Here is a 25,998-nt window from a genome sequence, read left to right as displayed (position 1 = left end):
GGGATGAATCATGTCCGAGCAGAACTCCGCACAGTCTGCCGTCACCGTGCTCGGCCTGGGGCCGATGGGCCGCGCCCTGGCCGGCGCGTTCCTGGGCGCCGGGCTGCGGACGACGGTCTGGAACCGGACGCCGGGCAAGGACCAGGAGCTGGTCCGGCGGGGAGCGGTCAGCGCGCCGTCGGTGGTGGAGGCGGTCGCCGCGAGCCCGCTGACCGTGGTCTGCGTGGTCAACTACGACGCGTCCGACGCCATCCTGCGCAGTGACGCGGTCACCGATGCGCTCAAGGGGCGCACGGTGGTGAACCTGACCGCCGACACCCCGGGCCGGGCCCGGGACACCGCCGACTGGGCGGCCGGGCACGGCGTCCGCTACCTGGACGGCGCGATCATGACGCCGACCCCCACCATCGGCACGCCCGCCGGGGTGTTCATCCACAGCGGCCCGGAGGAGGTCTACCAGGAGCACCGGCCGGTGCTGGAGGCGCTGGGCGGCACCCACACCCACCTCGGCGCGGAGATCGGCCGGGCGGCGGCGTACGACATCGCGCTGCTCGACATCTTCTGGACCGCGATGGCGGGGTACGCGCACGCCCTCGCGGTGGCGCGGGCGGAGGGCATCACCGCCCGGGAGCTGGCACCGTTCGCCAAGGGCATCGGGGACATCCTCCCGGCGATCTTCGAGCAGACCGCCGAGGAGCTGGACGCCGGCACCTACCCCGGTGACGGCAACCCGATCACCTCGGCGGTCTCCTCGATGTCCCACATCGTGCACACCTCCGAGGCCCACGGCATCGACGCGGGCGTGATGCGCGCGGCCGAGGGCCTGGCGCGCCGCGCCGTCGGCCTGGGGCACGGCGCGGACGGGTTCACCCGCATCGCCGAGATCCTGGGCCGCCGCTGAGGGAGCCCGGTGAGCGGGCGCCGGGCGCGCCGGACGGCGGGAGTGCGGGGCTGCCGGACGGTGCGGCTGCCGGACGACGGGTGCGCGGCTGCCGGACGGTGCGGCTGCCGGACGACGGGAGTGTGCGGCTGCCGGACGGTGCGGCTGCCGGACGACGGGAGTGTGCGGCTGCCGGACGGCGGGAGTGTGCGGCTGCCGGACGGCGGGACGGTGGGCCTGACGGGTGCGGGCGGCCGGGCCCGCGGCGCGCCCGGAGTCCCGGGGGCCGTCCCGCCGGGTCCCGGGGGACCCGATCCAGGCCCCGGGAGCGGTGGTGGGGCCCACTTCGGCAGGCGCGCCCCGGCAGCGGAGGAGTCGGAGAGCAGGGCCCAACGCCGGAATCGGAGAACAAAGTCCCGGGCCGGGGTCGGAGAACAGGGTCCAGGGCCGGGGGCGGGTCGGGCGCGCCGCCGGCCGGCCGTGGACCCGCGTCCGACGCCGGAGTCGGAGAACGCGGTCTAAGGCCGCGGGTCACCGGCCGGCGCACCGCCCGCGGCCGACCCGGCCCCTTCCGCCGCCTCGGCCCCTTCCACCACACCGGCTCCTTCCACCCCGTCGGCGGTCGGCCCCGCGCCGGCCGGCGTCACCGCCCCGGACGACGGCACCGACCCGGCGGCCGCCGGCGGGCCGGCGGGTGTGCGTCCGGCCCAGAGCAGCGCGCCCCCCGCCACCACGACCGCGCCGAACAGCCACGGCAGCGGCCCGGTCGGCAGTCCGCCGGCCACGAACCCGGCCGCTCCGCCGACGAATTGCAGGGAGAGCGACTGGAGCGACAGCGCGGTGGCCCGGGCGGTGGTGTCCACCCGGTGGTGCATCAGCTCGTTCTCGTTGGGCCCGGCCGCGCCCAGCCCGACGTAGACCAGCAGGTACCCGGTCACGGCCGCCACCGGGGCGAGCGGATGGCCGGTCGCGGCGGTGGCGCCGAGCAGGACCAGGCCGGCCGCCGCGGCCCCCAGCGCCACCAGCACCGCGCGCTCCGGCCGGCCGCCGGCGAACCGTACGGTGGCCGGGGCGAGATGGCTGCCCAGACCGTTGACCGCGAACCCGGCGGCGGCGAGCCCGGCGAAGACCACCGCGCCCGATTCGGCGGCGCCGGTGGTGTCCGCCACCCGGCCGGGGGCGAGCAGTTCGATGGTGACCAGCCCGGTGGCCACCGCACCGGCGGTCAGCAGCACCCGGCGGAGCACCGCGTCCCGCGCGCCCAGCCGCACTCCGGCGGCCACGGTGGCCGGCACGCCGCGCAGCGCCGCGCCCAGGGTGGCCCGCGGCCGGGGCGGTTCGGGCAGCGCGGTCAGCACGTACGCCACGAAGCCGGCGGCGACGGCGGCGCCCACCAGCATCGGCACGGACAGCGGCAGCACCAGCCCGGAGGTGTGGTCGCGCAGCCAGGACCCGGGGTCGGCGCCGAGACCGAGGAGCCAGGGCAGCAGCCCGCCGAGCAGGGTGCCCACCGCGAGCGCCACCGCGGCGGCGGTGTGGCCGCGGGCGATGCCGGTGCGTATCTCGGCGCCCGGCCCGGAGTGGGCGTGCACGGTGTCCACGTACCAGGCTTCGGCGGGCCCGCTGGACAGCGCGCGGCCGGAGCCCATCAGCACATTGGCGAGGACCAGCACCCACAGGGTGGTGCCCAGACCCTGAAGCACCAGCGCGGCCAGGTTGAGCAGCCCGGCGGCGGCGAGGACGACGCGGCGGCCCATCGCGTCGGAGAAGCCCCCGGTGGGCAGTTCCAGGACCGCGACGGTGGTCGAGTGCGCGGCGAAGCACACCGCGACGGCGGAGAGTGCGAGACCCCGTTCGGTGAGCAGCAGCACGTGGGGGGCGATGTACAGGCCGAGCGGCAGCCAGAAGAGGAAGGAGACCGCGACGAACCGGCGGCGCGCGGTGCGCGGGTCCAGCCCGGCGGTCTCCGCCGCCCCGGACGGACGCGGACGAGCGCCGCTCATGACGCACCCTCCGCACCACGCCCCGCGCCATCGCCCGCGCCCGCGTCATCGCGCCCGCCGCGCCCCGCGCCCGCGCCCGCGCCCGCGCCACCGTGCCCGGCACGCCCCGCCCCGGCGCCACCGGTCGCACCGCTCCCCGCGCCGGCGTCACCTCCCACCGCCGGTGACGAACCGGCGTCACCCTCCGCCGCCGGCGACGGACCGGTGTCCTTGCGGTCGCGCGGGTCGGACTCCGCCACGGCCAGCCCCGCGGTCACCAGCACCACCGGGCCGGCGCGGGGGTCGTCCCGGTCGCGGGCGGTCAGCTCCTCGACCGTCCGGGACACCGTGCGCAGCAGCTCGGTGAGCGACTCCGGGGTCAGCCGTACCAGCAGGTCGGTGATGGCGGACGCCTCGAACCACTCCTCCCCGAGCCGGCCGGCCGCCAGGTCCTCCTCGTGCTCCACGAGCGCCCGCTCGAAGTGCTCGATCTGGCGCCGGCGCACGGCGTCGAGGAACGCCCGGCCGGCCGGGGCGGCGCCCATCGCCCGGTTGTCCCAGGACGTCACCTCGTGCACCGCCCGCCAGCGCCGCTCCCGTCCGTCCCGGTGCTCCGCCTCCGCCACGAACCCGTGCTTCGCCAGCACCCGCAGGTGGTAGCTGGTGGACGCGGACGACTCGGCGGTGCGCACCGCCAGTTCGCTGGCGGTGGCCGGCCCGTGCTGTCGCAGCAGCGCCAGCAGCCGGATGCGCAGCGGATGGGTGAGCGCCTTCATCGCCTCGGTGTCCCGCTCGGGGTCGAGGACGCGTTCCCGGGGGTCCCGCTCGTGATCGGCCATGGCGCCAGCGTAGGCACGCCTCCCCGCTTTGCCAAAGTATTTTTGCAAAATAAACTTGGGAAAGCGGTCCGGGGAGGGGCGCTGTACTCTCGCCCCAGGCGTTCGGGCCCGTCCGCCCCTCAGGGGCACCCGCGCGCCGGACCGCCGACCGTACGAAGTGAGCCACCGTGTCCGACCAGCACCTCCACACCGTCCTGCTCGACCAGCCGCCGCTGACCGCGGCCCGTTTCGCCGCGATCGAACGCCGCGTCGCCGAGGTGATGGGGACCGCCGCCGATGTGATCGTGATGCAGGGTGAGGCACTGCTGCCGCTGGAGGGCGCCATCCGGAGCGCCGCCCGCCCCGGCGCCACCGCGCTGAACGTGATCACCGGCCCGTACGGGCAGACCTTCGGCGGCTGGCTGCGCGACTGCGGCGCCGAGGTGGTGGACATCGAGGTGCCCTACGACACCGCCGCCTCCGCCGAGCGCATCGCCACCGCGCTCGCCGAGCACCCCGGCACCGAACTGGTCTCCCTGGTGCACGCGGAGGCCGCCACCGGCAACACCAACCCGGTCGCGGAGATCGGCGAGGTGGTCCGGGCGCACGGCGCGCTGCTGATGCTGGACGCCGTGGCCTCGGTCGCCGCCGAGCCGCTGCACACCGACGCCTGGGGCGTGGACCTGTGCGTCATCGGCGCGCAGAAGGCGATGGGCGGGCCGGCCGGCGTCTCGGCGGTCTCGGTCGGTGAGCGGGCCTGGGAGCGGATCACCGCCAACCCGCGGGCCCCGCGCCGCTCCTACCTCTCCCTGCTGGACTGGAAGGAGCGCTGGATCGACGCCGGCCGCGCCGCCCTGCCGCACGCCCCCGCCCAGCTGGAGATGCTGGCGCTGGAGGCGTCCATCGACCGCATCGAGGCGACCGGCGGCCTGGCCGCCTCCATCACCCGGCACCGCGCGGCGGCCGCCGCCACCCGCGCCGGGACCCTCGCGCTGTACGACGGCGCGGTGCCGCCGGCGGAGCGCCTGCGCCCGTACGTCACCGACCCCCTGGACGCCGCCCCGGTGGCCACCACCCTCCGCGCCCCGGACGCCCTGGACGCCCGCGAACTGGTCGCCGCCGCCCTGGCCGGCACCCCCTCGCTGCCGCTGGTCGCCGGCGGAGGCGCGCTGGCCCGGGAGATGATCCGGGTCAACCACTACGGTCCGGACGCCACGCCGGAGGTGGTGGAGCGCTCGCTGACCGCACTGGCCGACGCCCTGCGCGCCACCGGCCGCGACACCGACGCGGACGCCGCCCGGACCGCGGCACGGGCGGCCTGGGCGGCCGTCGCCGGCTGACGCCCCGAAGAACCGGCACGGGCGCCGAACCCGGGCGATACGGGCACGGGCGGCCCGGGCACGGGCGGCCCGGGCCCGGGCGGCATGGGCCCTGGCGGCACGGGCCCGGGCGGCGCACACGAGCAGCGAACACGGGTGGCACGGAAACGAGCGGCACGGACCCGGGCGGTACGCGCTGTGGCCCGGGCCCTCGGCGCCACCCGACGCGGGCGCGACGCCCGGGCCGCGCGGCGTCCGGGCCGCGCGATGCCTGTGCGGTGAGGCCTGTGCGGGTGAGGCCTGGGCCGCGTGTGCCGTGCGCGCGTGAGGCCCGGGTCAACCGCCGTCCGGCTCGCACGGAACGGCCGCGCCGCACGGCGTACCGGCGGCCCCCGGAACGACCGCGGGCCCGCACCTGGGTGCGGGCCCGGGGGCCGGGAGCCGGCGCGGGCCCACCGGCCGGGGCGGGCGGCGGCGCGGGCCGGACTACAGCACGGGGGCGAGCGGTCCGTCGGGGGCTTCGCCCCGGCGGTCCACCACCGCACGCGCGATGCCGGCCACCTCGTCCTGGCCGAGCTGCCGGTAGCCGTCCTCGGTGACCAGCGCGATCAGCGGGAACAGCCGCCGGGTGAGGTCCGGGCCGCCGGTGGCGGAGTCGTCGTCGGCGGCGTCGTAGAGCGCCTGCACCGCCACGGTGGTGATCTCCTCCTCGGACATGCCCTCGCGGTACAGCTTCTTGAGGGAGCCCCGGGCATAGACCGAACCCGAACCGGTGGTCGCGAAGCCCCGTTCCTCGGTCCGGCCGCCGGTCACGTCGTAGGAGAAGATGCGGCCGACGCCCTTGTCGAGGTCGTAGCCGGCGAAGAGCGGCACCACCGCGAGACCCTGCATCGCCAGGCCGAGGTTGCCGCGGACCATGGTGGTGAGACGGTTCGCCTTACCGACCAGCGAGAGCGGCATGCCCTCGATCTTCTCGTAGTGCTCCAGCTCCAGCTGGAAGAGCTTGACCAGCTCCACCGCGATGCCCGCGGTGCCGGCGATGGCCACCGCGGAGTGCTCGTCGGCGGGGAAGACCTTCTCGTACTCGCGGTGCGCGATGAGGTTGCCCATGGTCACCCGGCGGTCGCCGGCCACCAGCACGCCGTCCGCGTAGGCCGCGGCCAGCACGGTGGTCCCGTGCGGCGCCTCGAATCCCTCGTGCGGTACGGGCAGCTTGCGGTGCGCCGGAAGCATGTCCGGGGCATGGGCCGACAGGAACTCGACGAAGGACGAGCTCGCGGACGCCGTGAAGGCGGGCGGCAGTCCGCCTGTGCCGCGGGGACCGGTAGTCATACGCGTTCCTTCCTGGGGCCAAGACTGTGCAGGGCTGGCCCCGTAGCCTACCCGCCACCTGTTCGGGTAATCGCGGGCAGCCGCCCGGCCGACGGCCCCGCCCACCGGCCCGGAGCTGCACCGACACCCGGCCGGCTGCCGGCCGTCGCGGTGCCGGACCGCGGCCCGTCCGGACCGCACACCCGGACCGCCCGCCCGTCCCGCCGGACCGCCCGCCCGGGTCCCGCCGGACCGGCGGGACCGGCCCGTACCCCAGAACCGCCGTCCCTCGTCCAGGCGCGTCCATCCGGCGACGGCACGCGCGGCGCCGGTGCGCCCGGCCGGCCCACCCGGCCCGTCCAAACGCCGGTCCGGACCGGTCGGCCGGTCCGCACCGGGTCGATCGGCACCGGTCGGCCGAGGCCGGCTCGGACGCCATCAATCAACACCGATCAGTCGGCACCGATCAGGAAACGCTGGTCCGCTCCCCCGGTGCACCGCTCCCGCACCACCTCCGCGCCGACCGCGACGTCGTCACCCCGCAGGCCCCAGCACAGCGTTCCGTCGGCGGAGCGCAGCCGGTAGGCCGTCGCCCCGGCCGCCCCGTCGGTCCCGGCGGACGGCGCGCCGGAGCCCTCCGCCGGGCCGGCCGGCTCGATGCGGAACGTCTGCTCCGGCGCGTCCGGCCGGCACTTCAGCCACGCCTGGAGCAGACCGCCGCCGATGCCGGTGAGACAGCCCCGGCCCAGCCGCGGATGGTGCCACTCGACGAAGTACCGCCCGTTGCCGACCGGTTCGATCCTGGTCCGCGGAACGGGATCCTCCGCGCACGGTACCTGCACCGCGATCTGCTGCGTGCCGCCCCCGCCGCGCTCCCGGCCCTCGGTCACGCACAGCCCCGGCGTACGGGCCGGGCTGATCCGTGCCCAGCCGATGTGCACCGGGGGCCCCTCCGCCTCCCGGCCGGCGGTCCCGGGGCTCTCCGTACCGTCCGCCCCGCCCGGGCCGGCCGAGGGGTCCGCGGTGCCGGGACCCTGCGTACGCCCGGCGCCGCCGGGTGCGTCCGTACCCTCCGCGCCGCCGGGGGCGGGGGAACCGGGCGGGGTCGAGCCGGTGGTGCCGACCGCCCCGGTCCGGGTGCCGTCCCCCTCCGTACCGTCGTCGCGGAACAGGAACCAGCCGCCCAGGCCGAGCAGCAGCGCTCCGGCCAGCACCGCCACCAGCGCCGTCCGCCTCCGCCCCGCGCCGGGGCGGTCCCGGCCGGACCCCCGTCCCCGCCCCGGGGCCCGGCCCCGTCACCCCCGGCACCGCCCCCGCGCCCGGCGCCGCCCGCACCACCGGCGTCACCCGTCCCGGCAGCACCACCCGCACCACCGGCGTCACCCGTCCCGGCAGCACCACCCGCACCACCGGCGCCGACGGGCCCACCCGCACCACCAACGGGCCCGCCTCCGGGGGCCGGGGCCCGCCTGGTCCGGTGCCCCGCCCGCGCCCGCCCGGCCCAGCACCCGGGTCAGGATGTCCTTACCGGCGGCGATCGGTGCACGGTGCTCGGGCAACTCCCGGAAGCGCCGCGCGAGCTGGGTGAGGTCGGGTCGTTGGGTGGGGTCTTTGGTGAGGCAGTGGGTGACGATGGTGTGGAGGGGGTGGGGGAGGTGGGTGAGGTCGGGGGGTTCGTGGACGACGTGGTAGGCGGTGAGGTAGGGGCTGTCGGCGTCGAAGGGGCCGTGTCCGGTGGCGGCGTAGACCAGGAGTGCGCCGAGGGAGAAGACGTCGGTGGCGGGGGTGACGTCGCGGGGGGCGGGAGAGTTGTTCGGGGGACATGAAGGGTGGGGTGCCCATGACGCGTCCGGTGACGGTGAGGGCCTGGTTGTCGGCGGCGCGGGAGATGCCGAAGTCGATGACGCGGGGGCCGTCGGGGGCCATGAGGACGTTGGCGGGTTTGAGGTCGCGGTGGATGACGCCGGCGCGGTGGATGTCGTGGAGGGCCTCGGTCAGTCCCAGGGCGAGGCGGCGCAGGTCGGTCCAGGTGAGGGGGGCCGTGGGTGGTGAGGTGTTCGGCGAGGGTGGGGCCGGGGACGTGGAGGGTGGCCATCCAGGGGCGTTCGGCGTCGGGGTCGGCGTCCACCACGGGGGCGGTGAAGGCGCCGCTGACCCGGCGTGCGGCGGCGACTTCCTGGCGGAAGCGGACGCGGAACTCCTCGTCCTGGGCGAACTGCTCGTGGACCACCTTCACCGCCACCCGCCGGCCCGAGGACGACCGGGCCAGGAACACCACGCCCATACCGCCCGAACCCAACCGGTCCACCAACCGGTAATCACCGATCTGGAACGGACCTCCGGAGCTCTGCGACACTGCGTCCCCTCCCGCAACCCGACCGACACCGTGCGCATGGTAGAGCCGGTGCCGGACGAGGGGGACCCGCCGTGAAGGGACGGCGGAAACCCGTCCCCACCGCCGGACCGGTCACCGCGCGGCCCGGCCGCCCCGCCCCCGGCACCCCCGCCCGCCGGCCGGTCCGGCGCCCCTGCCGACGGCCGGCGCACCAGCCCCGACCGGCGCACGAACGCCGACGGACAACGGGCCGGATCCGCCCCACCGCGGGCCGGCTGCGCGGCCGGCGCGGCACCGCGCGAACAACAACCGTCGTTTCACGCCAAGTTCGGTCCGAAGTGCGATCCCCACGCAACCCCACCGGAGGATGAGGGGTCACACCCGGTGGCCTGGAGGACTTCCCTCGGGCTTTTCCGTTTTTTCCACCGTTCTTCACTGGGGGTAACTCATGCGACGTTGGGGTACTGCGCTCGCGGCGCTCACGCTGGCAGGCGCCGGTCTGGTGACCGCCGCCGGTACGGCCGGGGCGGCGACCGGCGAGGCCACCGGCACGAAGGCCGCCGCGGCCTGTTCCACCGCCTGGGGCAGCGCCAACAAGACCAGCGCGGACACCTTCTACAAGCCGCTCGGCAACATCCGTACCGGTCAGCACGACTGCTACGACCGCATGGTCTTCGACATCCCGGGTGCCAGCGCCGGCAAGGTGGGCTACCACGTCGGCTACGTGGACAAGTTCTACCAGGACGGTTCCGGGGAGCCGATCCCCGTCAACGGCGGCGCCATCCTCCAGATTTTCGTGGGCGCCCCCAGCTACAACCCGGCCGACGGCAGCGTCGTCTACCCCGGCCAGGCCGGTCAGCCGCTGCCGGGCGTGAACATCGCCGGTTACCAGACGTTCAAGGACACCCGCTTCGGAGCCAGCTTCGAGGGACAGACCCAGGTCGCCGTGGGCACCCGCGCCCGGCTGCCGTTCCGGGTCCTGCAGTCCGGTGACCAGCTGATCGTGGACGTCGCCCACACCTGGTGACCGGCTGACCGGCCCCCGGGCCGGCCGGTGCGGTCCGGCCCCGCCCCTCCCGGGCCGGGTGGGCCCCCGGGCCGGCGCCACGCACCACCGCACCACGCACCACCGCACCACGCACCGCGGCGCCACAACACCACGCACCACCGCACCACGTGCACCGCGTGCACCACGCGCACCACACAACGCACCACCGCGAAAAAGCCGTCCGGCCGCACCCCCGCGGGGATGCGGCCGGACGGCTCCGCCGCGCAGCGACGGGACAACGGAACGACGACCGGGCGACGGCCTCCCGCCGTCCGCGGTCCCGGGGCGGCCCGGCCGGCTACCCCTCGCGCCCCAGCCGCCGCGCGACCTCGGTCGCCCAGTAGGTGAGGATCAGGCCCGCGCCCGCCCGGCGGATGGACGTCAGCGTCTCCATGATCGCCCGGTCCCGCTCGATCCAGCCGTTGGCGGCGGCCGCCTCGACCATCGCGTACTCGCCGGAGATCTGGTAGGCGGCCACCGGCACGTCCACCTCCGCCGCGATCCGCGCCAGGATGTCCAGGTACGGCAGCGCCGGCTTGACCATCACCATGTCCGCGCCCTCGGCGAGGTCCAGCGCCAGCTCGCGCAGCGACTCCCGGGCGTTCGCCGGGTCCTGCTGGTACGTCTTCCGGTCGCCCTGCAGCGAGGAACCGACCGCCTCCCGGAACGGGCCGTAGAACGCCGAGGCGTACTTGGCGGTGTACGCCAGGATCGACACGTCCTGGTGGCCGGCGCCGTCCAGCGCCTCACGGATCACCCGGACCTGGCCGTCCATCATGCCGCTGGGCCCGACCACGTGCGCACCCGCGTCGGCCTGCGCCCGGGCCATCTCGGCGTACCGCTCCAGCGTGGCGTCGTTGTCCACCCGGCCCGCGGCGTCCAGCACCCCGCAGTGGCCGTGGTCGGTGTGCTCGTCCAGGCACAGGTCGGACATGACCACCAGGTCGTCACCGACCTCGGCCCGCACGTCCCGCAGGGCCACCTGGAGGATGCCGTCCGGGTCGGTGCCGGGGGTGCCGACCGCGTCCTTCTTCGACTCCTCCGGCACGCCGAAGAGCATGATGCCGCCCACCCCGGCCTCGACCGCCTCGGCGGCGGCCCGGCGCAGCGTGTCGCGGGTGTGCTGGACGACACCGGGCATGGCCGCCAGCGGCGCCGGCTCGGTGAGGCCCTCCCGGACGAACGCGGGCAGGATCAGCTCCGCCGGGTGCAGCCGGGTCTCCGCGACCATCCGCCGCATCGCCGGGTTCACCCGCAGCCGGCGCGGCCGGGCCCCCGGGAACTGCCCGTACCGCGCCTCGTACCGGCCGTCCGGCCGGGTCCCTCCACTCAACTCCGTGCCCTCCTCCGCGATCCTGGCCGCCGCTCGCTCGGGCGGGTGACCGGGTCACCGGCCTGGATCGCGGCATCCCGCCGCGCCGCCCCGAAGTCCGCGAGCGCCTCGGCCAGCTTCTGCACCGAGGGCTCGGGCGACAGCACGTCCACCCGCAGCCCGTGCTCCTCCGCGGTCTTCGCGGTGGCCGGGCCGATACAGGCGATGACAGTGACGTTGTGCGGCTTGCCGGCGATGCCGACGAGGTTCCGCACCGTGCTCGACGAGGTGAACAGCACCGCGTCGAAACCGCCGCCCTTGATCGCCTCCCGGGTCTCGGCCGGCGGCGGCGACGCGCGCACCGTCCGGTACGCGGTGACGTCGTCCACCTCCCAGCCCAGCTCGATCAGCCCCGCCACCAGCGTCTCGGTGGCGATGTCGGCGCGCGGCAGGAACACCCGGTCGATCGGGTCGAAGACCGGGTCGTACGGCGGCCAGTCCTCCAGCAGCCCGGCCGCGGACTGCTCCCCGGACGGCACCAGGTCCGGCTTCACACCGAACTCGATCAGCGACTTCGCGGTCTGCTCGCCGACCGCCGCGACCTTGATCCCGGCGAACGCGCGGGCGTCCAGCCCGTACTCCTCGAACTTCTCCCGCACCGCCTTGACGGCGTTGACCGAGGTGAAGGCGATCCACTCGTACCGGCCGGTGACCAGGCCCTTGACCGCCCGCTCCATCTGCTGCGGGGTGCGCGGCGGCTCCACCGCGATGGTCGGCACCTCGCTGGGCACCGCGCCGTAGGAACGCAGCTGGTCGGAGAGGGAGGCGGCCTGCTCCTTGGTGCGCGGCACCAGGACGTTCCAGCCGAACAGCGGCTTGGACTCGAACCAGGACAGCTGGTCCCGCCGTTCGGCCGCGCTCCGCTCACCGACCACGGCTATGACCGGCTGACCGCCGTCCGGCGAGGGCAGCACCTTCGCGGCCTTCAGCACCTGGGCGACGGTGCCCAGGGTGGCCGTCCAGGTGCGCTGCCGGGTGGTGGTGCCGGCGACCGTCACGGTCAGCGGGGTGTCCGGCTTGCGGCCCGCCGCCACCAGCTCGCCGGCCGCCGCCGCGACCGTCTCCAGGGTCGCGCTGACCACGGCCGTCCCGTCGGAGGAGCCGACCTCGCTCCAGCAGCGCTCGTCGGCGGTGCGGGCGTCCACGAACCGGACGTCGGCACCGCTGCCGTCCCGCAGCGGCACACCGGCGTACGCCGGCACCCCGACCGCGGTCGCCACACCCGGGACCACCTCGAAGGCGACGCCCCCGTCGGCGCAGGCGAGCATCTCCTCGGCGGCGTTCCCGTCGAGGCCGGGGTCACCGGCGACCGCACGGACGACCCGCTTGCCGCTCCGCGCGGCCGCCATGACAAGATTGGCGGTGTCCCTGAGTACCGGGACGGCGGCGCCGTTTGACGCATCGTCAGCGTGCGTCTGCTGCGGTGCGCCCTGCGCGTCCGCGGCGACGGACGGACGGACGTGCGCGCGGACCACGTCGAGCACCTGCGGATCGGCGATCAGCACATCCGCGGCGTTCAGTGCCTCCACGGCGCGCAGCGTCAGCAGTCCGGGGTCTCCGGGACCGGCACCCAGGAAGGTGACGTGCCCGCAGCCGGGGTGGTTCGGGGCGGTGGGGTTCAAAGTGCTCGCTCCCCCATCAGACCGGCCGCACCCTTCGCGAGCATCTCGGTGGCGAGTTCGCGGCCGAGGGCCGCGGCCTCTCCCTGCGACGCGGGTACGGGACCGGTGGTGGACAGCTGCACCAGCGAGGAGCCGTCGATCTCGCCGACGACGCCGCGCAGGCGCATTTCGGTGACATCCTGACCGTCGGCCATGGGGCCTCCCCCGCTCCACCGGAGACCGGAGGTCGAGGAGAGGTCGGACAGGGCACCCACGGGTGCGCTGCAACCGGCCTCCAGGGCGGCGAGCAGGGAACGCTCGGCGGTCACGGCGAGCCGCGTGTGCGGGTCGTCGAGCTCGGCGAGGCGGGCGGCGAGGGCCGTGTTGTGGGCGGCGCACTCGACTGCCAGGGCCCCCTGGCCGGGGGCGGGCAGGACATGGGCGGGGTCCAGCAGCTCGGTGGCCTCACCGAGCCTGCCTATCCGGGTCAGCCCCGCGGCGGCCAGCACCACCGCGTCGAGCTCACCGGAGCGGACGTACCCCAGCCGGGTGTCGATGTTGCCGCGGATCGGGACGGTCTCGATCCGGCGGCCCAGCGACCGGGCCCAGGCGTTCAGCTGGGCCATCCGGCGCGGCGAACCGCTGCCGATCCGGGCCGGGCGGTCCCCGGCGACCAGCTCGGCGAAGGTCAGACCGTCGCGGGCGACCAGCGCGTCGCGCGGGTCCTCCCGGCGCGGCACCGCGGCCAGCGTCAGCCCCTCGGCCGCGGCGGTCGGCAGGTCCTTCAGCGAGTGGACCGCGAAGTCGATCTCGCCCCGCAGCAGCGCGTCGCGCAGTGCGGAGACGAACACCCCGGTGCCACCGATCTGCGCCAGGTGCTCGCGCGAGGTGTCCCCGTAGGTGGTGATCTCGACCAGCTCGACGGGACGGCCGGTCACCCGGCGCACCGCCTCCGCGACCTGCCCGGACTGGGCCATGGCGAGCATGCTGCGCCGGGTGCCCAGACGCAGGGTGCCGCCGTCCCCGGCCGGAGCCGGGGCCGCGGCGGGCGGTACGGGTGCCGTTGCGGTTCCCGGGGAGGCGGTGGTGTTCATGCCTGCCCTCTATTCGTGTCGTGTCGATCGGCCCTGCTGACGGCGGCCACCGCCTGCGGGTCGAGGTCGAACAGTTCGCGCAGCGCCTCGGCGTACCCGGCACCGCCGGGGGTGGCCGCGAGCTGCTTGACCCGCACGGTCGGAGCGTGCAGGAGCTTGTCTACGACGCGGCGCACGGTCTGGGTGATCTCCGCGCGTTGCTTGTCGTCCAGGCCGGGGAGGCGCCCGTCGAGGCGGGCCAGCTCGCTCGCCACCACGTCGGCGGCCATGGCGCGCAGCGCCACCACGGTGGGCGTGATGTGCGCGGCGCGCTGGGCGGCGCCGAACGCGGCGACCTCCGCCGAGACGATTCCGCGCACCTGGTCCACGTCGGCGGCCATCGGCGCGTCGGCGGCGGCCTCGGCGAGGGTCTCGATGTCCACCAGGCGCAGCCCGTCCAGCCGGTGGGCGGCGGCGTCGATGTCCCGGGGCATCGCCAGGTCCAGCAGCGCGACCGGTGCGGTCCGCTCCGCGGCGGTGGCCCCGAAGGCCAGCTGCAGCGCCTCGGCGGTGAGCACCAGTCCGGTGGCGCCGGTGCAGGACACCACGATGTCGGCGTCACGCAGCTCGGCGGGCACCGCCCGCATCGGCACGGCGCGCGCGGCGGTCCCGGTGCCGGCCGGCGCCACGCCGTCACCGGCGGGTCCGGCGGACAGGGCCGCGGCGAGCCGCTCGGCCCGCTCCAACGTCCTGTTGGCGATCACCAGTTCTCCCACACCGGCGCGCGCCAGGGTGGTGGCGGCCAGCGAGGACATCGAGCCGGCGCCGATGACCAGGGCGCGCTTGCCGGCGGCCCAGTCGGCGACCGGGGTGCCGTCGGCGAGCTGCTCCAGCCCGAAGGTGACGAGCGACTGCCCGGCCCGGTCGATCCCGGTCTCGCTGTGCGCCCGCTTGCCGACCCGCAGCGCCTGCTGGAACAGGTCGTTCAGCAGCCGGCCGGCGGTGTGCAGCTCCTGGCCGAGGGCGAGCGCGTCCTTGATCTGGCCGAGGATCTGCCCCTCGCCGACGACCATCGAGTCCAGGCCGCAGGCGACCGAGAACAGGTGGTGGACCGCGCGGTCCTCGTAGTGCACGTACAGGTAGGGGGTGAGCTCGTCCAGCCCGACCCCGCAGTGCTGGGCCAGCAGGGTGGACAGCTCGGCGACACCGGCGTGGAACTTGTCCACGTCGGCGTAGAGCTCGATGCGGTTGCAGGTGGCCAGCGCCGCGGCCTCGGCCGCCGGCTCGGCGGCCAGCGTGTCCTGGAGGAGCTTGGCCTGCTGGTCGGCGGTGAGGGCGGCGCGCTCCAGCACGCTCACCGGCGCGCTGCGATGGCTCAGCCCGACGACGAGGAGACTCATGCCGGCATCACGGCGGGCACGTCCCCGTCCGGCCCCTGGTGCCGTCCGTCCGGTCCGTCCGGGCCCGCCGGGGCGGCGGACACCGGCGGCGCGACCGCGGCGACCTGGTCCTCGTGGTCGACACCCTCGCCGGCCTTGCGCTGCTCGTGGAAGGCGAGGATCTGGAGTTCGATGGAGAGATCGACCTTCCGCACGTCCACCCCGTCGGGGACGGACAGCACGGTCGGCGCGAAGTTCAGGATCGAGGTGACACCGGCGGCCACCAGCCGGTCACAGACCTGCTGCGCGGCACCGGCCGGGGTCGCGATGACGCCGATGGAGACGCCGTTCTCCCGGATGATCGACTCCAGCTCGTCGGTGTGCTGCACGGGAATGCCGGCGACCGGCTTCCCCGCCATCGCCGGGTCGGCGTCGATCAGCGCGGCGACCCGGAAGCCGCGGGAGGCGAACCCGCCGTAGTTGGCGAGCGCGGCGCCGAGGTTACCGATACCGACGATCACCACGGGCCAGTCCTGGGTGAGCCCCAGCTCGCGGGAGATCTGGTAGACGAGGTACTCCACGTCGTACCCCACCCCCCGCGTGCCGTACGAACCGAGGTAGGAGAAGTCCTTGCGGAGCTTCGCCGAGTTCACCCCGGCGGCGGCGGCCAGCTCCTCGGACGAGACCGTGGGGACCGAGCGCTCGGAGAGTGCGGTCAGTGCGCGCAGATACAGCGGTAGCCGGGCGACGGTGGCCTCGGGAATCCCTCGGCTTCGGGTCGCCGGTCGGTGAGTTCGGCCAGTTGCCACGGTGCTCCTGCGGGTAGAGCGGGGCTGCGGGCGGCCGTACGTCCCAAGGCCGCCCCGTGCACAGCAGGCTATGTCTTTGTGAACGCGTGCACAAAGATGGTGTCCGCTTTGTCCGAGCAAAGTGACCGGTGTCACGCGACCTTTGACGCCCGGCGCGGAACCGCCGGAGGGGTCACGCCGTTCCGGGGCTACGCGTCGGTAGATACGGAGCGACGACGCCACCACGCTCGGTCACTCCTCTTCGCCATTCCCCCGGACACCACCAAAACGCCCATGATGGTAGTCGAACACTTCTCCCTGGCCACACCGCCGAGAAGGCGGCATCCGCCACACCGGACCGCCGGTCACACAGCGCGACGACCGGCGCCATCGGGCCCCCGGCCCTCGCCGGCGCCCGCGCCCCGCGGAGCCCCGCCGGCACAGGGCCCGCCACCGGAACGGCGTGCTCCATCCGTCGTCCCCGGGGGCGGAGTGCGGCCGGTCGGGCGGGCGTGGTAAGGGCGCGGAGACGACCGCGGTACGGACGGGGGGCGGCGGGCCGGCGGTGCGCGGCCGGGGCAGGATCCGGCCGGGCGGGGGCCGTGTGGCCGAAAACACGCCGAACGGGCGTGCAGGTCTCGACGGATGCGATGGGCGTACGGGTCTCGACGTGCGCGGCGGGGCGTCCGGGCCTGGCTTGCTCGGCCGGGCGTACGCGCCTCGAAGAGTTCCGGGGCGTGCGGGCCCGGACCGTGCCGGTGAGGCAGAGGCGTACGGGCCTCGACCCGCTCGGCGAGGCGTGCGGGACCGGCCCGGCCGCCGCGGGGCACGGGCCGCGCCGGGCGGGTGCGACCGGCCCCGGGCCCGGCAGGAGGCGGCGCGGCCCGCCGGGCGGCCTCCCGGACCGGAGGGCGATCCCCAGCGCGCGCATGGCCGAGGCCCCGGGCGGACGGCCGCGCCCGGCCCGGGCGCGGGGCGGGCCCGCCCGGTCGCGGGACGGGGCCCGGGCGACCGCCGCGACCGGGGAGAATGGGACCCATGAGTCTGCTGCGCCGCGCCCGGCGGAAGAACCCCGCCGAGTCCACCGTCACCCTCATCGGCAAGCCCGGCTGCCACCTCTGCGACGAGGCCCAGGCCGTCATCGAGCGGGTCTGCGGCGAACTCGGCGCCTCCTGGGAGAAGAAGGACATCACCCAGGACGAGGAGCTGTACCGCAGGTACTGGGAGCAGATCCCGGTGATCCTGGTCGACGGCGAGCAGCACGACTTCTGGCGGGTGGACCCGCGCCGCCTGCGTACGGCCCTCGGCGGCTGACCCCCGCATCCGGCCGGGCCCTGCCGTACCCCCGGCGGCCACCCGGTCCGCCGCGTGCTCCCCGGCCGCTCACGTCCGCGCCCCCGCGCGGGCCCCGCGCCCGGTCCGGCGGCGTGGTGCGGCCGCCGCCGTCACGGCTCCGGGCGTCCGGCGGCGGCCGCACCCCGCCGCCGCGCGAAGTTCACACCGCCGCAGCCCGCCGACCGGCGGACGGCCCCGCGCCAGTCGTTATGCTCGCGCCATGTCCGCACTGGGATGGTTGACCCCCCGCAGGCGCTCCGCCACGGCCCGGAGCGTGCTGGCCGGCGAGGCCGCGGCGGAAGCGGCGCGCAAGTCGGTGCAGGAACAGGCCGCCGTCGAGGAGGCGCCCGCCGCGGGCGCGCCGGAGGAGCCGGAGTTCCCCGTCGTCGGCGACGTACGGGCCGCGGCCTTCTTCGACCTGGACAACACCGTGATGCAGGGCGCGGCCATCTTCCACCTCGGCCGCGGCCTGTACAAACGGCACTTCTTCCAGAAACGGGAACTGGCCCGCTTCGCCTGGCAGCAGGCGTGGTTCCGGCTGGCCGGGGTCGAGGACCCGGGCCACATGGAGGACGCCCGCAACAGTGCCCTGTCCATCGTCCAGGGCCACCGGGTCTCCGAGCTGATGGCCATAGGCGAGGAGATCTACGACGAGTACATGGCCGAGCGGATCTGGCCCGGCACCCGCGCCCTCGCCCAGGCCCACCTGGACGCCGGGCAGCGCGTCTGGCTGGTGACCGCCGCACCGGTGGAGACCGCGACGATCATCGCCCGGCGGCTGGGCCTCACCGGCGCCCTGGGCACCGTCGCCGAGTCGGTCGGCGGCGTCTACACCGGCCGGCTGGTCGGCGAGCCGCTGCACGGCCCGGCCAAGGCCGAGGCGGTACGCGCGCTGGCCGTGGCGGAGGGGCTGGACCTGGCGCGGTGCGCCGCGTACAGCGACTCGGCCAACGACATCCCGATGCTCTCGATCGTCGGCCACCCCTACGCCATCAACCCCGACAGCCGCCTGCGCAAGCACGCCCGCGAACACGGCTGGCGGCTCCGCGACTACCGCACCGGCCGGAAGGCCGCAAAGGTCGGCATCCCCGCCGCCGCCGGCGTCGGCGCGCTGGCCGGCGGGGCCGCGGCCGCCGTCGCGGTGCACCGCCGCCGCCGCTGACCGGGCCGGGCCGCCGCACGCCCGCCCGGCCGGACGTCACCCGTCCGGCCCGGGGGCCGGCCACCGCTGAACCGGACCGGCCGCCTCCGCACCCGGGCGCCCGCGCCACCGGCCGGGCGCCCGCCGCCGTCCTCACGGGCCGCCGCCACCGGCACGAGCCGCCCGCCGCCACCCGTACCGCGGAGTCGCGTGAGTCCGCGGAGTCGTGGAGTCCGTGGCGCTCACCCGCACCCACCCGAACGGCCCCGCGCGCCGTCCCCCGCGCACCGCCCCCGCCGCCCCCGGACCACCCGCCGCGCCCCTGGACCGCACACGGCGCCCCGGCGGACCGGCCGCGCGCCGCGCCGGGCCCGGCCGTGCGCCGCGGTGACCGGGATCTGCGCGCCGCGGGAGGCGGCTCCGGCCAGTGACCGAACGGAACCGGTCAATCCGTGTCGCGCGCCGCGCGCCCCCCTCACCACGCCTCCCACCGGCGATTTACCAGAAGGCGCCCCGGGCGCGAACAGAAGTCGCTCCTATTTGATCAATTACCGGCGTCCGATCGTGACTTGATCGAACGTCAATCCATAACGGAGCAGAAGCAAACGATGATTTGAGCAACTCGGTGTAGCGTTGCCTGTACGAAGCGTTATTCTCCTCAGACGCAAACCGGACCCACGCGTCCCTACGACGGGTGAACGGTCCCGCACTGAACGTGTTGGAAGCTCTGCCTCTGGGAGTCCCGTGTACCCACACGTCGGGGTTGACACCTCGGGCCTGGCCACGCTTCGCGCGACGGTCCTCGACTGCCTGCGCGGCTTCGTCCCCACCGCGCACGCCGTCCCCGCATTCGCCACGCCCGCGCCGGCCGTCCCCGCCGGTCCCTGCTACGCCCTGGCCGACGGCAGCGCGACGGTCGGCAGACGAGCCCGTGGCACCACCTCAACCACCCGTCGGCCCGCCGCCGACAGCGACAGCCGCCGGATGATGGACCTCGTCGAGCGCGCCCAGGCGGGCGAGGCCGAGGCGTTCGGCCGGCTCTACGACCAGTACGCCGACACCGTCTACCGCTACATCTACTACCGCGTCGGGGGCCGGGCCACCGCCGAGGACCTCACCAGTGAGACGTTCCTGCGGGCGCTGCGCCGCATCGGCACCTTCACCTGGCAGGGCCGCGACTTCGGCGCCTGGCTGGTGACCATCGCCCGCAACCTGGTCGCCGACCACTTCAAGTCCAGCCGCTTCCGGCTGGAGGTGACCACCGGCGAGATGCTCGACGCCAACGAGGTCGAGCGCAGCCCCGAGGACTCGGTCCTCGAATCCCTCTCCAACGCCGCGCTGCTCCAGGCCGTCCGCAAGCTCAACCCCCAGCAGCAGGAGTGCGTCACGCTCCGCTTCCTCCAGGGCCTGTCGGTCGCCGAGACCGCGCGGGTGATGGGCAAGAACGAAGGTGCGATCAAAACCCTCCAGTACCGGGCCGTCCGCACCCTCGCCCGGCTCCTCCCGGACGACGCCCGCTGAGCCCAACAGGCCGGTGACGACCGGCGTTTCGCGGGCCCGTAACCCTCCCGCCGCACCGCTCGTTGTGCGGATTGCAGACTCCCCGAATGCTGACCGTGTCCACATCCGCTCACTCGATCGAGTGGTTGTGCTCAAGGTTCGCAACCGCCCGGGTGTCCGAGGGAGTCGAGCGCCATGAGACGAGAGGAGGTGCCGCCTGTGATCGCGAACGTATCGGCGCACCGGCGGGCCAACGCCTTCGCCCAGGCCCTGGAGGCCCAGGAGCAGCAGCCCCGGGATCTCCAGGACGCGACGGCCGAGCAGTCCGGACCATCGGCGGACGACGCCGAGCGAGCACGGATGCTGGCCCTGGCGGGCGGGCTCGGCAGGATGCCGGCCCCCCAGCTCGACGCCGGGGTCAGGACGGAGCAGCGGGCGCAGCTGGTCGCCGCGATGGAAGCGGCGTTCGCCGAGGGCTCCCCCCGGGTACCCGGTCAGCGGTCCGGCCGCGGGACCCACCGGGCCGCCCGGTCCCTGGGCCGGTTCCGGCCCCGGTCCCGCCTGTCCAAGGGGCTCGCCGCGGGAGGCCTCACGGTGGGGGTGGCCGCGGGCGCGCTCGGCGGGGTCGCCGCCGCCAGCTCCGACGCCCTCCCCGGCGACACGCTCTACGGCCTCAAGCGCGGCATGGAGGACCTCAAGCGGGGCATGGCCGACGGCGACGTGGAGCGCGGCCAGCTCTACCTCGACCAGGCGTCGACCCGGATGAGCGAGGCCCGCCGCCTGATGGAGCGCGCCCGCTCCGGCGAGCTGGACCAGGAGTCGGTGGGCGAGATCCGCCGGGCGCTCTCCGGGATGCGGCACGACGCGGCGGAGGGCCACCGGCTGCTCAGCGAGGCGTACGAGCGGGACGGCTCGCTCGGCCCGATGGAGTCGCTGTCCTCCTTCTCCGCCTCCCACCGCGCGGGCTGGAGCAAGCTGAGCGAGTCGCTGCCGGTCCAGCTCACCGACGTACGGGACGAGGTCAGCTCGGTCTTCGACGCCATAGAGGACCAGGTCCAGCCGCTGCGCTCACTGCTCCCGGCGGAGGCCGGCGACCGGGGCACCGCCGGCGCCCCGGCGCACGGCGGCTCCCAGCGGCCCCGGCCCCACCCCGCCGGCTCCGCCGCCCCGTCCGGCCAGGAGGACGCACGGCGGACCACCCCGGCCACGCAGAAGGGCAGCCCCGGCGCGACCGACTCCACCGGGACCGAGCGGCCAGGACTGCTGGACGGTGCCGACCGGCTGCTCGACCCGTCCGACGGCACCGGGCTGGAGCTGCCCACCGACGGCGCGTCCGGGGAGTCCTCGCCGCCGCCCGGTCCGGAGAAGACCACCAGGCCGACCAAGTCGGACGTGACGCTGCCACCGCTGCTGCCCGGGTTGCTGCCCGGGCTGGGCATCAGCGGCGACGAGACCCAGCAGCAGCAGCCGTAGCCGACGGAAGCGGCGGTCCGGCGCGGCCTTCCACGGGCCCGCACGCCGCCGCTCTGGCACCACCTCGTGGGCCGGTGACGCGCATGGCCGCGTACCGGCCCACGGACTGCCCGGCGGCCCCTCCGCCCCGGCCCGTACCCCGGCCGGTCCCCGGCCGGTCCCCGGCCTGCCCAGCCCCGGCGCCTCGCGTGCCACGGAACCGCCGGCCGGAGGCAGCGGGCAGCCGGCCCGCGGCGGGAAACGGCCGTCAGTGGGAAACCGGCGGGCGGGTGGAGGCCCGGCCGGTCAGAGGAAGACCGAGCGGCGCTGCACCAGCAGCTCGTACAGGGTGTGCTGGATGGTCTCGCGCACCTGGTCGGTCAGGTTGAACATCAGCATCGGGTCGTCCGCCGCCTCCGACGAATAGCCGTCGGTCGGGATGGGCTCGCCGAACTGGATGGTCCACTTGGTCGGCAGCGGCACCGCCCCGAGCGGGCCCAGCAGCGGGAACGTCGGCGTGATCGGGAAGTACGGCAGGCCCAGCAGCCGGGCCACCGTACGGGCGTTCCCGATCATCGGGTAGATCTCCTCCGCGCCGACCACGGAGCACGGCACGATCGGCACCCCGGCGCGGAGCGCGGTCGAGACGAAGCCGCCGCGCCCGAAGCGCTGGAGCTTGTACCGCTGGGCGAACGGCTTCCCCAGCCCCTTGAAGCCCTCCGGCATCACGCCCACCACCTCGCCGCGCTCCAGCAGCGCCTGGGCGTCCTCGGCGCAGGCCAGGGTGTGTCCGGCCTTGCGAGCCAGTTCGTTGACGACCGGCAGCATGAAGACCAGGTCGGCGGCGAGCAGCCGCAGATGGCGCCGGGCCGGGTGGTGGTCGTGGACCGCCACCTGGAGCATCAGCCCGTCCAGCGGGAGCACCCCGGAGTGGTTGGCGACCACCAGCGCGCCGCCGTCGGCCGGGATGTTCTCGATGCCCCGCACCTCGACCCGGAAGTACTTCTCGTACACCGGGCGGAGCAGCGAGAGCAGCACCTGGTCGGTCAGCTCGCGGTCGAAGCCGAACTCGTCCACCTCGTACTCGCCGGTGAGACGGCGGCGCAGGAAGTTCAGCCCGTGGGCGAGCTTCCGCTCCCAGCCCCCGCCGGCCGGCCCCGGCCGCCCGTCCCCGGTGCTCTGCCCGGTCGCGCTCCGGAGCCGCGGTCCGGACCCGCCGCGGTGGCGCGTGCCGCTGGGGCGCTGCGGCCCCGCCCGCCGTCCCGCTCCCCGGAGGCGTCCGGGCTTCCCCGCGCGCCTCGGCCGGATCGCTCCCGGCCTCCCCGGCGGCGGGGTCGCGGTCCTCGGCGGCGGGGTCACGGTCGCGCGGCGGCGGCACCGGGCGCAGCGGCGGCTGCCCCCGTCCGGCGCGGGCCGCGCGGGGCCCGGTGCTCCGCCGGGGCCGCGGTTCTTCACCGAACGGAATGACCTTGGCGTCCGCCATGCTGGGTGCGCTCCTCAACTCTGGCCGCGGTCGGGCAGCACCGAGGCCAGCCGGTCCACGGCCCGGGCGACGGCCTCGGGCGGCAGCAGCCCGGGGCCTCGGCTGCGGGCGTAGTCCGCGAAGGCGTCGGCGGTGCTGAATCTCGGTTCAAAACCTAGTGTCTCGCGCATCTGCCGGGTCGCGACCACACGGCCGTGGGTGAGCAGCCGGACCTGTTCGGCCGAGAAGTCGGTGATGCCGGTGACCCGCAGCGCCGCGCGGGCCCAGGTGAGGGCGGGCAGCGGCAGCGGCAGGGTGGGCCGGCCCAGACGCCGGGCGGCCTGGGAGAGCAGCAGCACCCCGTCGCCGGCGATGTTGAAGGTGCCGCTGTTGAGGGTGGCGCGGCGGGGTTCGGCGGCGCCGATCCGCAGCGCCTCGATGGCGTCCTCCTCGTGCACGAACTGCAGCCGCGGGTCGTAGCCGACGACCGTGGGCAGCACCGGCAGCGCGAAGTACTCGGCGAGCGGGGAGTCCGCGCTGGGCCCCAGCACGTTGGCGAACCGCAGCACGCACACCGCCACGTCGGGGCGGCGGCGGGCGAAGCCGCGCACGTACCCCTCGACCTCCACCACGTCCTTGCCGAAGCCGCCGGGCGGCAGCGACTTGGGCGGGGTGGTCTCGCTGAACACCGCCGGGTCGCGGGGCGCGGAGCCGTACACGGTGGTGCTGGACTTCACCACCAGCCGGCGCACCGCAGGGGCCTTCTGGCACGCGCCCAGCAGCTGCATGGTGCCGATGACGTTGGTCTCCTTGACCGCGGCACGCCCCGTCCGGGAGCCCGCCGGGACGCCGCTGACGTCCAGGTGGACCACCGTGTCGGCCCCGGTCTCGGCGAGCAGCTTCCCGATCGCCGGCCGGCGGATGTCGGCCCGTACGAAGTCGGCGTCACCCAGTGGATGGTCCGGCTCGACCGCGTCCACCGCGACCACCCGCTCCACGTCCGGCTCCCGCTGGACGCGCCGCACGAAGCGGCCGGCCAGTGGACGTGCGACTCCGGTGACGAGCACGACCTTCCCCAAGATCAGCGCCTTTCTTCCGTGCCGGCCGGGCCCCGGCCCGCGCTGGGCCCACGCTACCCACCCACGGGCGGCCGGGGCACCTTCCCCGGCCACAACGCACCGCGGCCCCTCCACCGGACGGTGGAAGGGCCGCGAAACGTACGCAGTGCCGCTTACTTCTTGTTGCGACGCTGGACACGCGTGCGCTTGAGCAGCTTGCGGTGCTTCTTCTTGGCCATCCGCTTACGCCGCTTCTTGATAACAGAGCCCACGACTACCCTCGCTCACTTCGAATCACTCGGTGCGGGGCGTCCGAGCCCACACGACCTACATCGGGCCAGCCTACCCGGCACCGGGCGAACGACGTAATCCGAGGGGGCCGTCAGGCGGACTCAACCCCCACATAGCTCTCACGGAGGTACTCATGAACCGCCTGCTCCGGCACCCGGAAGGACCTGCCCACCCGGATCGCCGGCAGATGACCGCTGTGCACCAGCCGGTACACGGTCATCTTGGAGACACGCATCACCGCGGCCACTTCCGCCACGGTCAGAAACTGCACCTCGTTCAGAGGTCGTTCGCCAGCAGCCATGACACACCTGAACCTTCCGCACATGTCGGGCACCGGCTTCCCCTCCGGTGACTCCTGCTCGCATGTGCGCTCCTCCCCAGAACAGGGGCGCGTGATGCGAGTGAGGAAGAGGAGTAGCGACAGCACGCCTACTGTGACAGACAGGCGCGATTGAGTACATAGCGCGTGAGCGGCCGGTAACTCTCGGAACGCGCGCTGTCATCGAGCGGGACGACGACCGACACCCGTCCCTCGGCCTGTCCCACGAACGGCGCCGGGTCGTCGGCGTCCGCCGGCCCGATCGCCTCGATACCGAGCTGACCTGCACCGCAGACCCACCCGTGGTCGCCGATGACCAGCCGCGGCAGGGGTGTCCCGGCCTCCGCCGCGGCGGCCAGCGCGACCCGGACCGGGAGCGGCGAATGGGTGTGTACGCCCCGCTCACCACCCGGCACTCGCGCGCCGGTTTCCCGCACCAACGCGACTCCTCGCCAGTAGGACAGCTGATGGGTACGTAGTCCGAACCGGGTCGTTATGTCCATACTTCTGCCCTGCGCGGGGGTGAGGACGGTGCACCCGGCCGCCGACAGGGCAGCGGTCAAACAGGCGTAGAACTCCAGGAGTCCGTGCGGGTGCCCGGTGCCCACGAGCACCGGGGCGCGGGCCGCCGCGGCGGCCCGCAACCGGTCCGCGAAGGCGTCCAGCGCCTCGATGGTCCGGTCCGGGTCGATCATCTCCGGCCCCGACACCCGGTCCGGCTCGGGCGCCACTCCGCACGCCTCGGCCACCAGCCGGAGGAGTTCGGCGGGCGTCCGGTCGTGGACCGGCTCGATGCCGAGCAGGACGCGGGGATCACGGGCGGCGAAGAGGCGGTGCCGGCGCAGGGACTTCTCCCGGGACGTGGCGACCGTCCCGGCGAGCCGCGTGGCCAGCAGGTGCGCCCGGAGCCCCGCCCGGTCCGGTGCCGCCGGGTCCGGCTCGGGCGGACCCGGTTCCCTCCCATCCGTCCCGGGCGGGTGCCGGGGAACCGCCGGAGCGGCCGGGGGCAGGGTCGGCCCGGGCGGGGACGGCGGGACCGGCGGCGGAGACGGCCCGGGCGGGACCGGGGGCCGTCCGTCCGTCCGCCGCCGGGCCGCCGGTCGGGCCGCCGCGTCCGCTCCCCCACCGATGTCCGACACACCGCCGATGCTGACCCATCGTCACGCCCCCGGGCGACCGGTTCGGCCGGCACTCCGCACGGTCGGCCTAACGGGCTCACCCTGCCGCGCGCTTCCCGTCCCGCAGCCCCGCGCCGGGGGCGGTCCGGGGTGTGACGGCAGCGGTCCCCCGGTCTCTCCAGGGCTCCTGGAGAGACCGGGACCGCGGCGCGTCCCGAAGCTGTCAGTCAGGTCCCTCGGGACGGCGGCGCGTCCCGAGTCGGCCGGGGCACTTGGGGCTACGGGGTGCTTGGGGCCAGGGAGTGCTTGCGGCCACGGGACTGCTGGGCCGCGGGAGTGCTGGGCCGCGGGACGCTCCTCAGCCGCCCGAACTTTCTTCCGGGAGGCCGGGGCCGCACAGCGGCCTTCGACGGCCC

The 25,998-nt window shown here is 75.3% G+C and carries 21 protein-coding genes and 1 pseudogene; 7 read left to right on the top strand and 15 right to left on the bottom strand.

What is annotated here, in order from left to right:
• Nucleotides 1-10: 10 nt before the first annotated feature.
• Complete coding sequence (locus IHE55_RS16510) at nt 11-901, top strand: NAD(P)-dependent oxidoreductase (RefSeq protein WP_197989715.1); 891 nt, start codon at nt 11-13, stop codon at nt 899-901.
• A 497-nt stretch (nt 902-1,398) separates the two neighbouring features.
• Here IHE55_RS16510 and IHE55_RS16505 read toward each other — a convergent pair whose 3' ends face one another.
• Nucleotides 1,399-2,883: an MFS transporter gene (locus IHE55_RS16505; RefSeq protein ID WP_197989714.1), complete on the bottom strand. Its 1,485-nt coding sequence runs from the start codon at nt 2,881-2,883 to the stop codon at nt 1,399-1,401.
• The gene (locus IHE55_RS16500) at nt 2,880-3,701 is read right to left on the bottom strand and encodes an ArsR/SmtB family transcription factor (RefSeq protein WP_197989713.1); all 822 of its coding nucleotides are present in this window, start codon (nt 3,699-3,701) and stop codon (nt 2,880-2,882) included. Before IHE55_RS16500 ends, IHE55_RS16505 begins: the two co-directional genes overlap by 4 nt.
• 167 nt (nt 3,702-3,868) lie before the next feature.
• On the opposite strand from IHE55_RS16500, the gene IHE55_RS16495 reads away from it, so the two are divergent.
• Nucleotides 3,869-5,020: a pyridoxal-phosphate-dependent aminotransferase family protein gene (locus IHE55_RS16495; RefSeq protein WP_307826695.1), complete on the top strand. Its 1,152-nt coding sequence runs from the start codon at nt 3,869-3,871 to the stop codon at nt 5,018-5,020.
• Nucleotides 5,021-5,485: 465 nt separating this feature from the next.
• Here IHE55_RS16495 and prcB read toward each other — a convergent pair whose 3' ends face one another.
• The 3 genes and pseudogenes from prcB to IHE55_RS16480 all read right to left on the bottom strand — a co-directional run.
• Nucleotides 5,486-6,331, bottom strand: coding sequence for a proteasome subunit beta (gene prcB, locus IHE55_RS16490; RefSeq protein ID WP_197989712.1), 846 nt, complete (start codon nt 6,329-6,331; stop codon nt 5,486-5,488).
• Nucleotides 6,332-6,762: 431 nt separating this feature from the next.
• On the bottom strand, nt 6,763-7,530 hold the full coding sequence (locus IHE55_RS16485) for a hypothetical protein (protein ID WP_197989711.1): 768 nt from the start codon (nt 7,528-7,530) through the stop codon (nt 6,763-6,765).
• Nucleotides 7,531-7,863: 333 nt separating this feature from the next.
• Nucleotides 7,864-8,594: pseudogene (locus tag IHE55_RS16480) on the bottom strand (serine/threonine-protein kinase); the annotation flags it as partial.
• A gap of 499 nt (nt 8,595-9,093) precedes the next feature.
• On the opposite strand from IHE55_RS16480, the gene IHE55_RS16475 reads away from it, so the two are divergent.
• Nucleotides 9,094-9,672: an AMIN-like domain-containing (lipo)protein gene (locus tag IHE55_RS16475; protein WP_197989710.1), complete on the top strand. Its 579-nt coding sequence runs from the start codon at nt 9,094-9,096 to the stop codon at nt 9,670-9,672.
• A gap of 319 nt (nt 9,673-9,991) precedes the next feature.
• On the opposite strand, the gene hemB is transcribed toward IHE55_RS16475, so the two are convergent.
• The 5 genes from hemB to IHE55_RS16450 are packed head-to-tail and all read right to left on the bottom strand — an operon-like array spanning nt 9,992 to nt 15,927.
• Nucleotides 9,992-11,026, bottom strand: coding sequence for a porphobilinogen synthase (hemB, locus tag IHE55_RS16470; RefSeq protein WP_197989709.1), 1,035 nt, complete (start codon nt 11,024-11,026; stop codon nt 9,992-9,994).
• A complete protein-coding gene (locus IHE55_RS16465) occupies nt 11,023-12,687 on the bottom strand; it encodes a bifunctional uroporphyrinogen-III C-methyltransferase/uroporphyrinogen-III synthase (RefSeq protein ID WP_197989708.1) in 1,665 nt (554 codons plus the stop codon). Before IHE55_RS16465 ends, hemB begins: the two co-directional genes overlap by 4 nt.
• Nucleotides 12,684-13,760: a hydroxymethylbilane synthase gene (hemC, locus tag IHE55_RS16460; RefSeq protein WP_197989707.1), complete on the bottom strand. Its 1,077-nt coding sequence runs from the start codon at nt 13,758-13,760 to the stop codon at nt 12,684-12,686. Before hemC ends, IHE55_RS16465 begins: the two co-directional genes overlap by 4 nt.
• Entirely contained in the window at nt 13,757-15,139 is a 1,383-nt protein-coding gene (locus tag IHE55_RS16455) for a glutamyl-tRNA reductase (protein WP_197989706.1), read from the bottom strand. The genes hemC and IHE55_RS16455 overlap by 4 nt, the downstream gene beginning before the upstream one ends.
• A complete protein-coding gene (locus IHE55_RS16450) occupies nt 15,136-15,927 on the bottom strand; it encodes a redox-sensing transcriptional repressor Rex (RefSeq protein WP_197989705.1) in 792 nt (263 codons plus the stop codon). The genes IHE55_RS16455 and IHE55_RS16450 overlap by 4 nt, the downstream gene beginning before the upstream one ends.
• 1,017 nt (nt 15,928-16,944) lie before the next feature.
• Between IHE55_RS16450 and IHE55_RS16445 the strand changes: the two genes are divergently transcribed.
• From IHE55_RS16445 to IHE55_RS16430, 4 genes are all read left to right on the top strand, one after another.
• The gene (locus IHE55_RS16445; RefSeq protein WP_197989704.1) at nt 16,945-17,220 is read left to right on the top strand and encodes a glutaredoxin family protein; all 276 of its coding nucleotides are present in this window, start codon (nt 16,945-16,947) and stop codon (nt 17,218-17,220) included.
• Between the two features lie 241 nt (nt 17,221-17,461).
• Entirely contained in the window at nt 17,462-18,403 is a 942-nt protein-coding gene (locus IHE55_RS16440) for an HAD family hydrolase (protein WP_197989703.1), read from the top strand.
• Between the two features lie 723 nt (nt 18,404-19,126).
• Nucleotides 19,127-19,903: an ECF subfamily RNA polymerase sigma factor, BldN family gene (locus IHE55_RS16435; RefSeq protein ID WP_197989702.1), complete on the top strand. Its 777-nt coding sequence runs from the start codon at nt 19,127-19,129 to the stop codon at nt 19,901-19,903.
• A gap of 198 nt (nt 19,904-20,101) precedes the next feature.
• Nucleotides 20,102-21,355, top strand: coding sequence for a DUF5667 domain-containing protein (locus IHE55_RS16430; protein WP_197989701.1), 1,254 nt, complete (start codon nt 20,102-20,104; stop codon nt 21,353-21,355).
• 285 nt (nt 21,356-21,640) lie between these two features.
• Here the strand turns inward: IHE55_RS16430 and IHE55_RS16425 are convergent, their stop codons facing one another.
• The 5 genes from IHE55_RS16425 to IHE55_RS16405 form a co-directional block, all read right to left on the bottom strand.
• Nucleotides 21,641-22,642 carry a lysophospholipid acyltransferase family protein gene (locus IHE55_RS16425; RefSeq protein ID WP_197992052.1) on the bottom strand — a complete coding sequence of 334 codons (1,002 nt, stop codon included), beginning with the start codon at nt 22,640-22,642 and terminating at the stop codon, nt 21,641-21,643.
• A 189-nt stretch (nt 22,643-22,831) separates the two neighbouring features.
• Entirely contained in the window at nt 22,832-23,875 is a 1,044-nt protein-coding gene (locus IHE55_RS16420; protein WP_197989700.1) for an NAD-dependent epimerase/dehydratase family protein, read from the bottom strand.
• 152 nt (nt 23,876-24,027) lie between these two features.
• The gene (locus IHE55_RS16415; protein ID WP_003948845.1) at nt 24,028-24,126 is read right to left on the bottom strand and encodes a 30S ribosomal protein bS22; all 99 of its coding nucleotides are present in this window, start codon (nt 24,124-24,126) and stop codon (nt 24,028-24,030) included.
• Nucleotides 24,127-24,236: 110 nt separating this feature from the next.
• Nucleotides 24,237-24,446, bottom strand: a complete 210-nt coding sequence (locus IHE55_RS16410) for a helix-turn-helix domain-containing protein (RefSeq protein WP_135341538.1) — start codon at nt 24,444-24,446, stop codon at nt 24,237-24,239.
• Between the two features lie 128 nt (nt 24,447-24,574).
• Nucleotides 24,575-25,474, bottom strand: coding sequence for a phosphatase (locus IHE55_RS16405; protein WP_197992051.1), 900 nt, complete (start codon nt 25,472-25,474; stop codon nt 24,575-24,577).
• Between the last annotated feature and the right edge of the window lie 524 nt (nt 25,475-25,998).

The organism is Streptomyces pactum, assembly GCF_016031615.1.
GTDB classification, from domain to species: Bacteria; Actinomycetota; Actinomycetes; order Streptomycetales; family Streptomycetaceae; genus Streptomyces; species Streptomyces pactus.
This window is presented reverse-complemented; position numbering and strand designations above follow the sequence as displayed.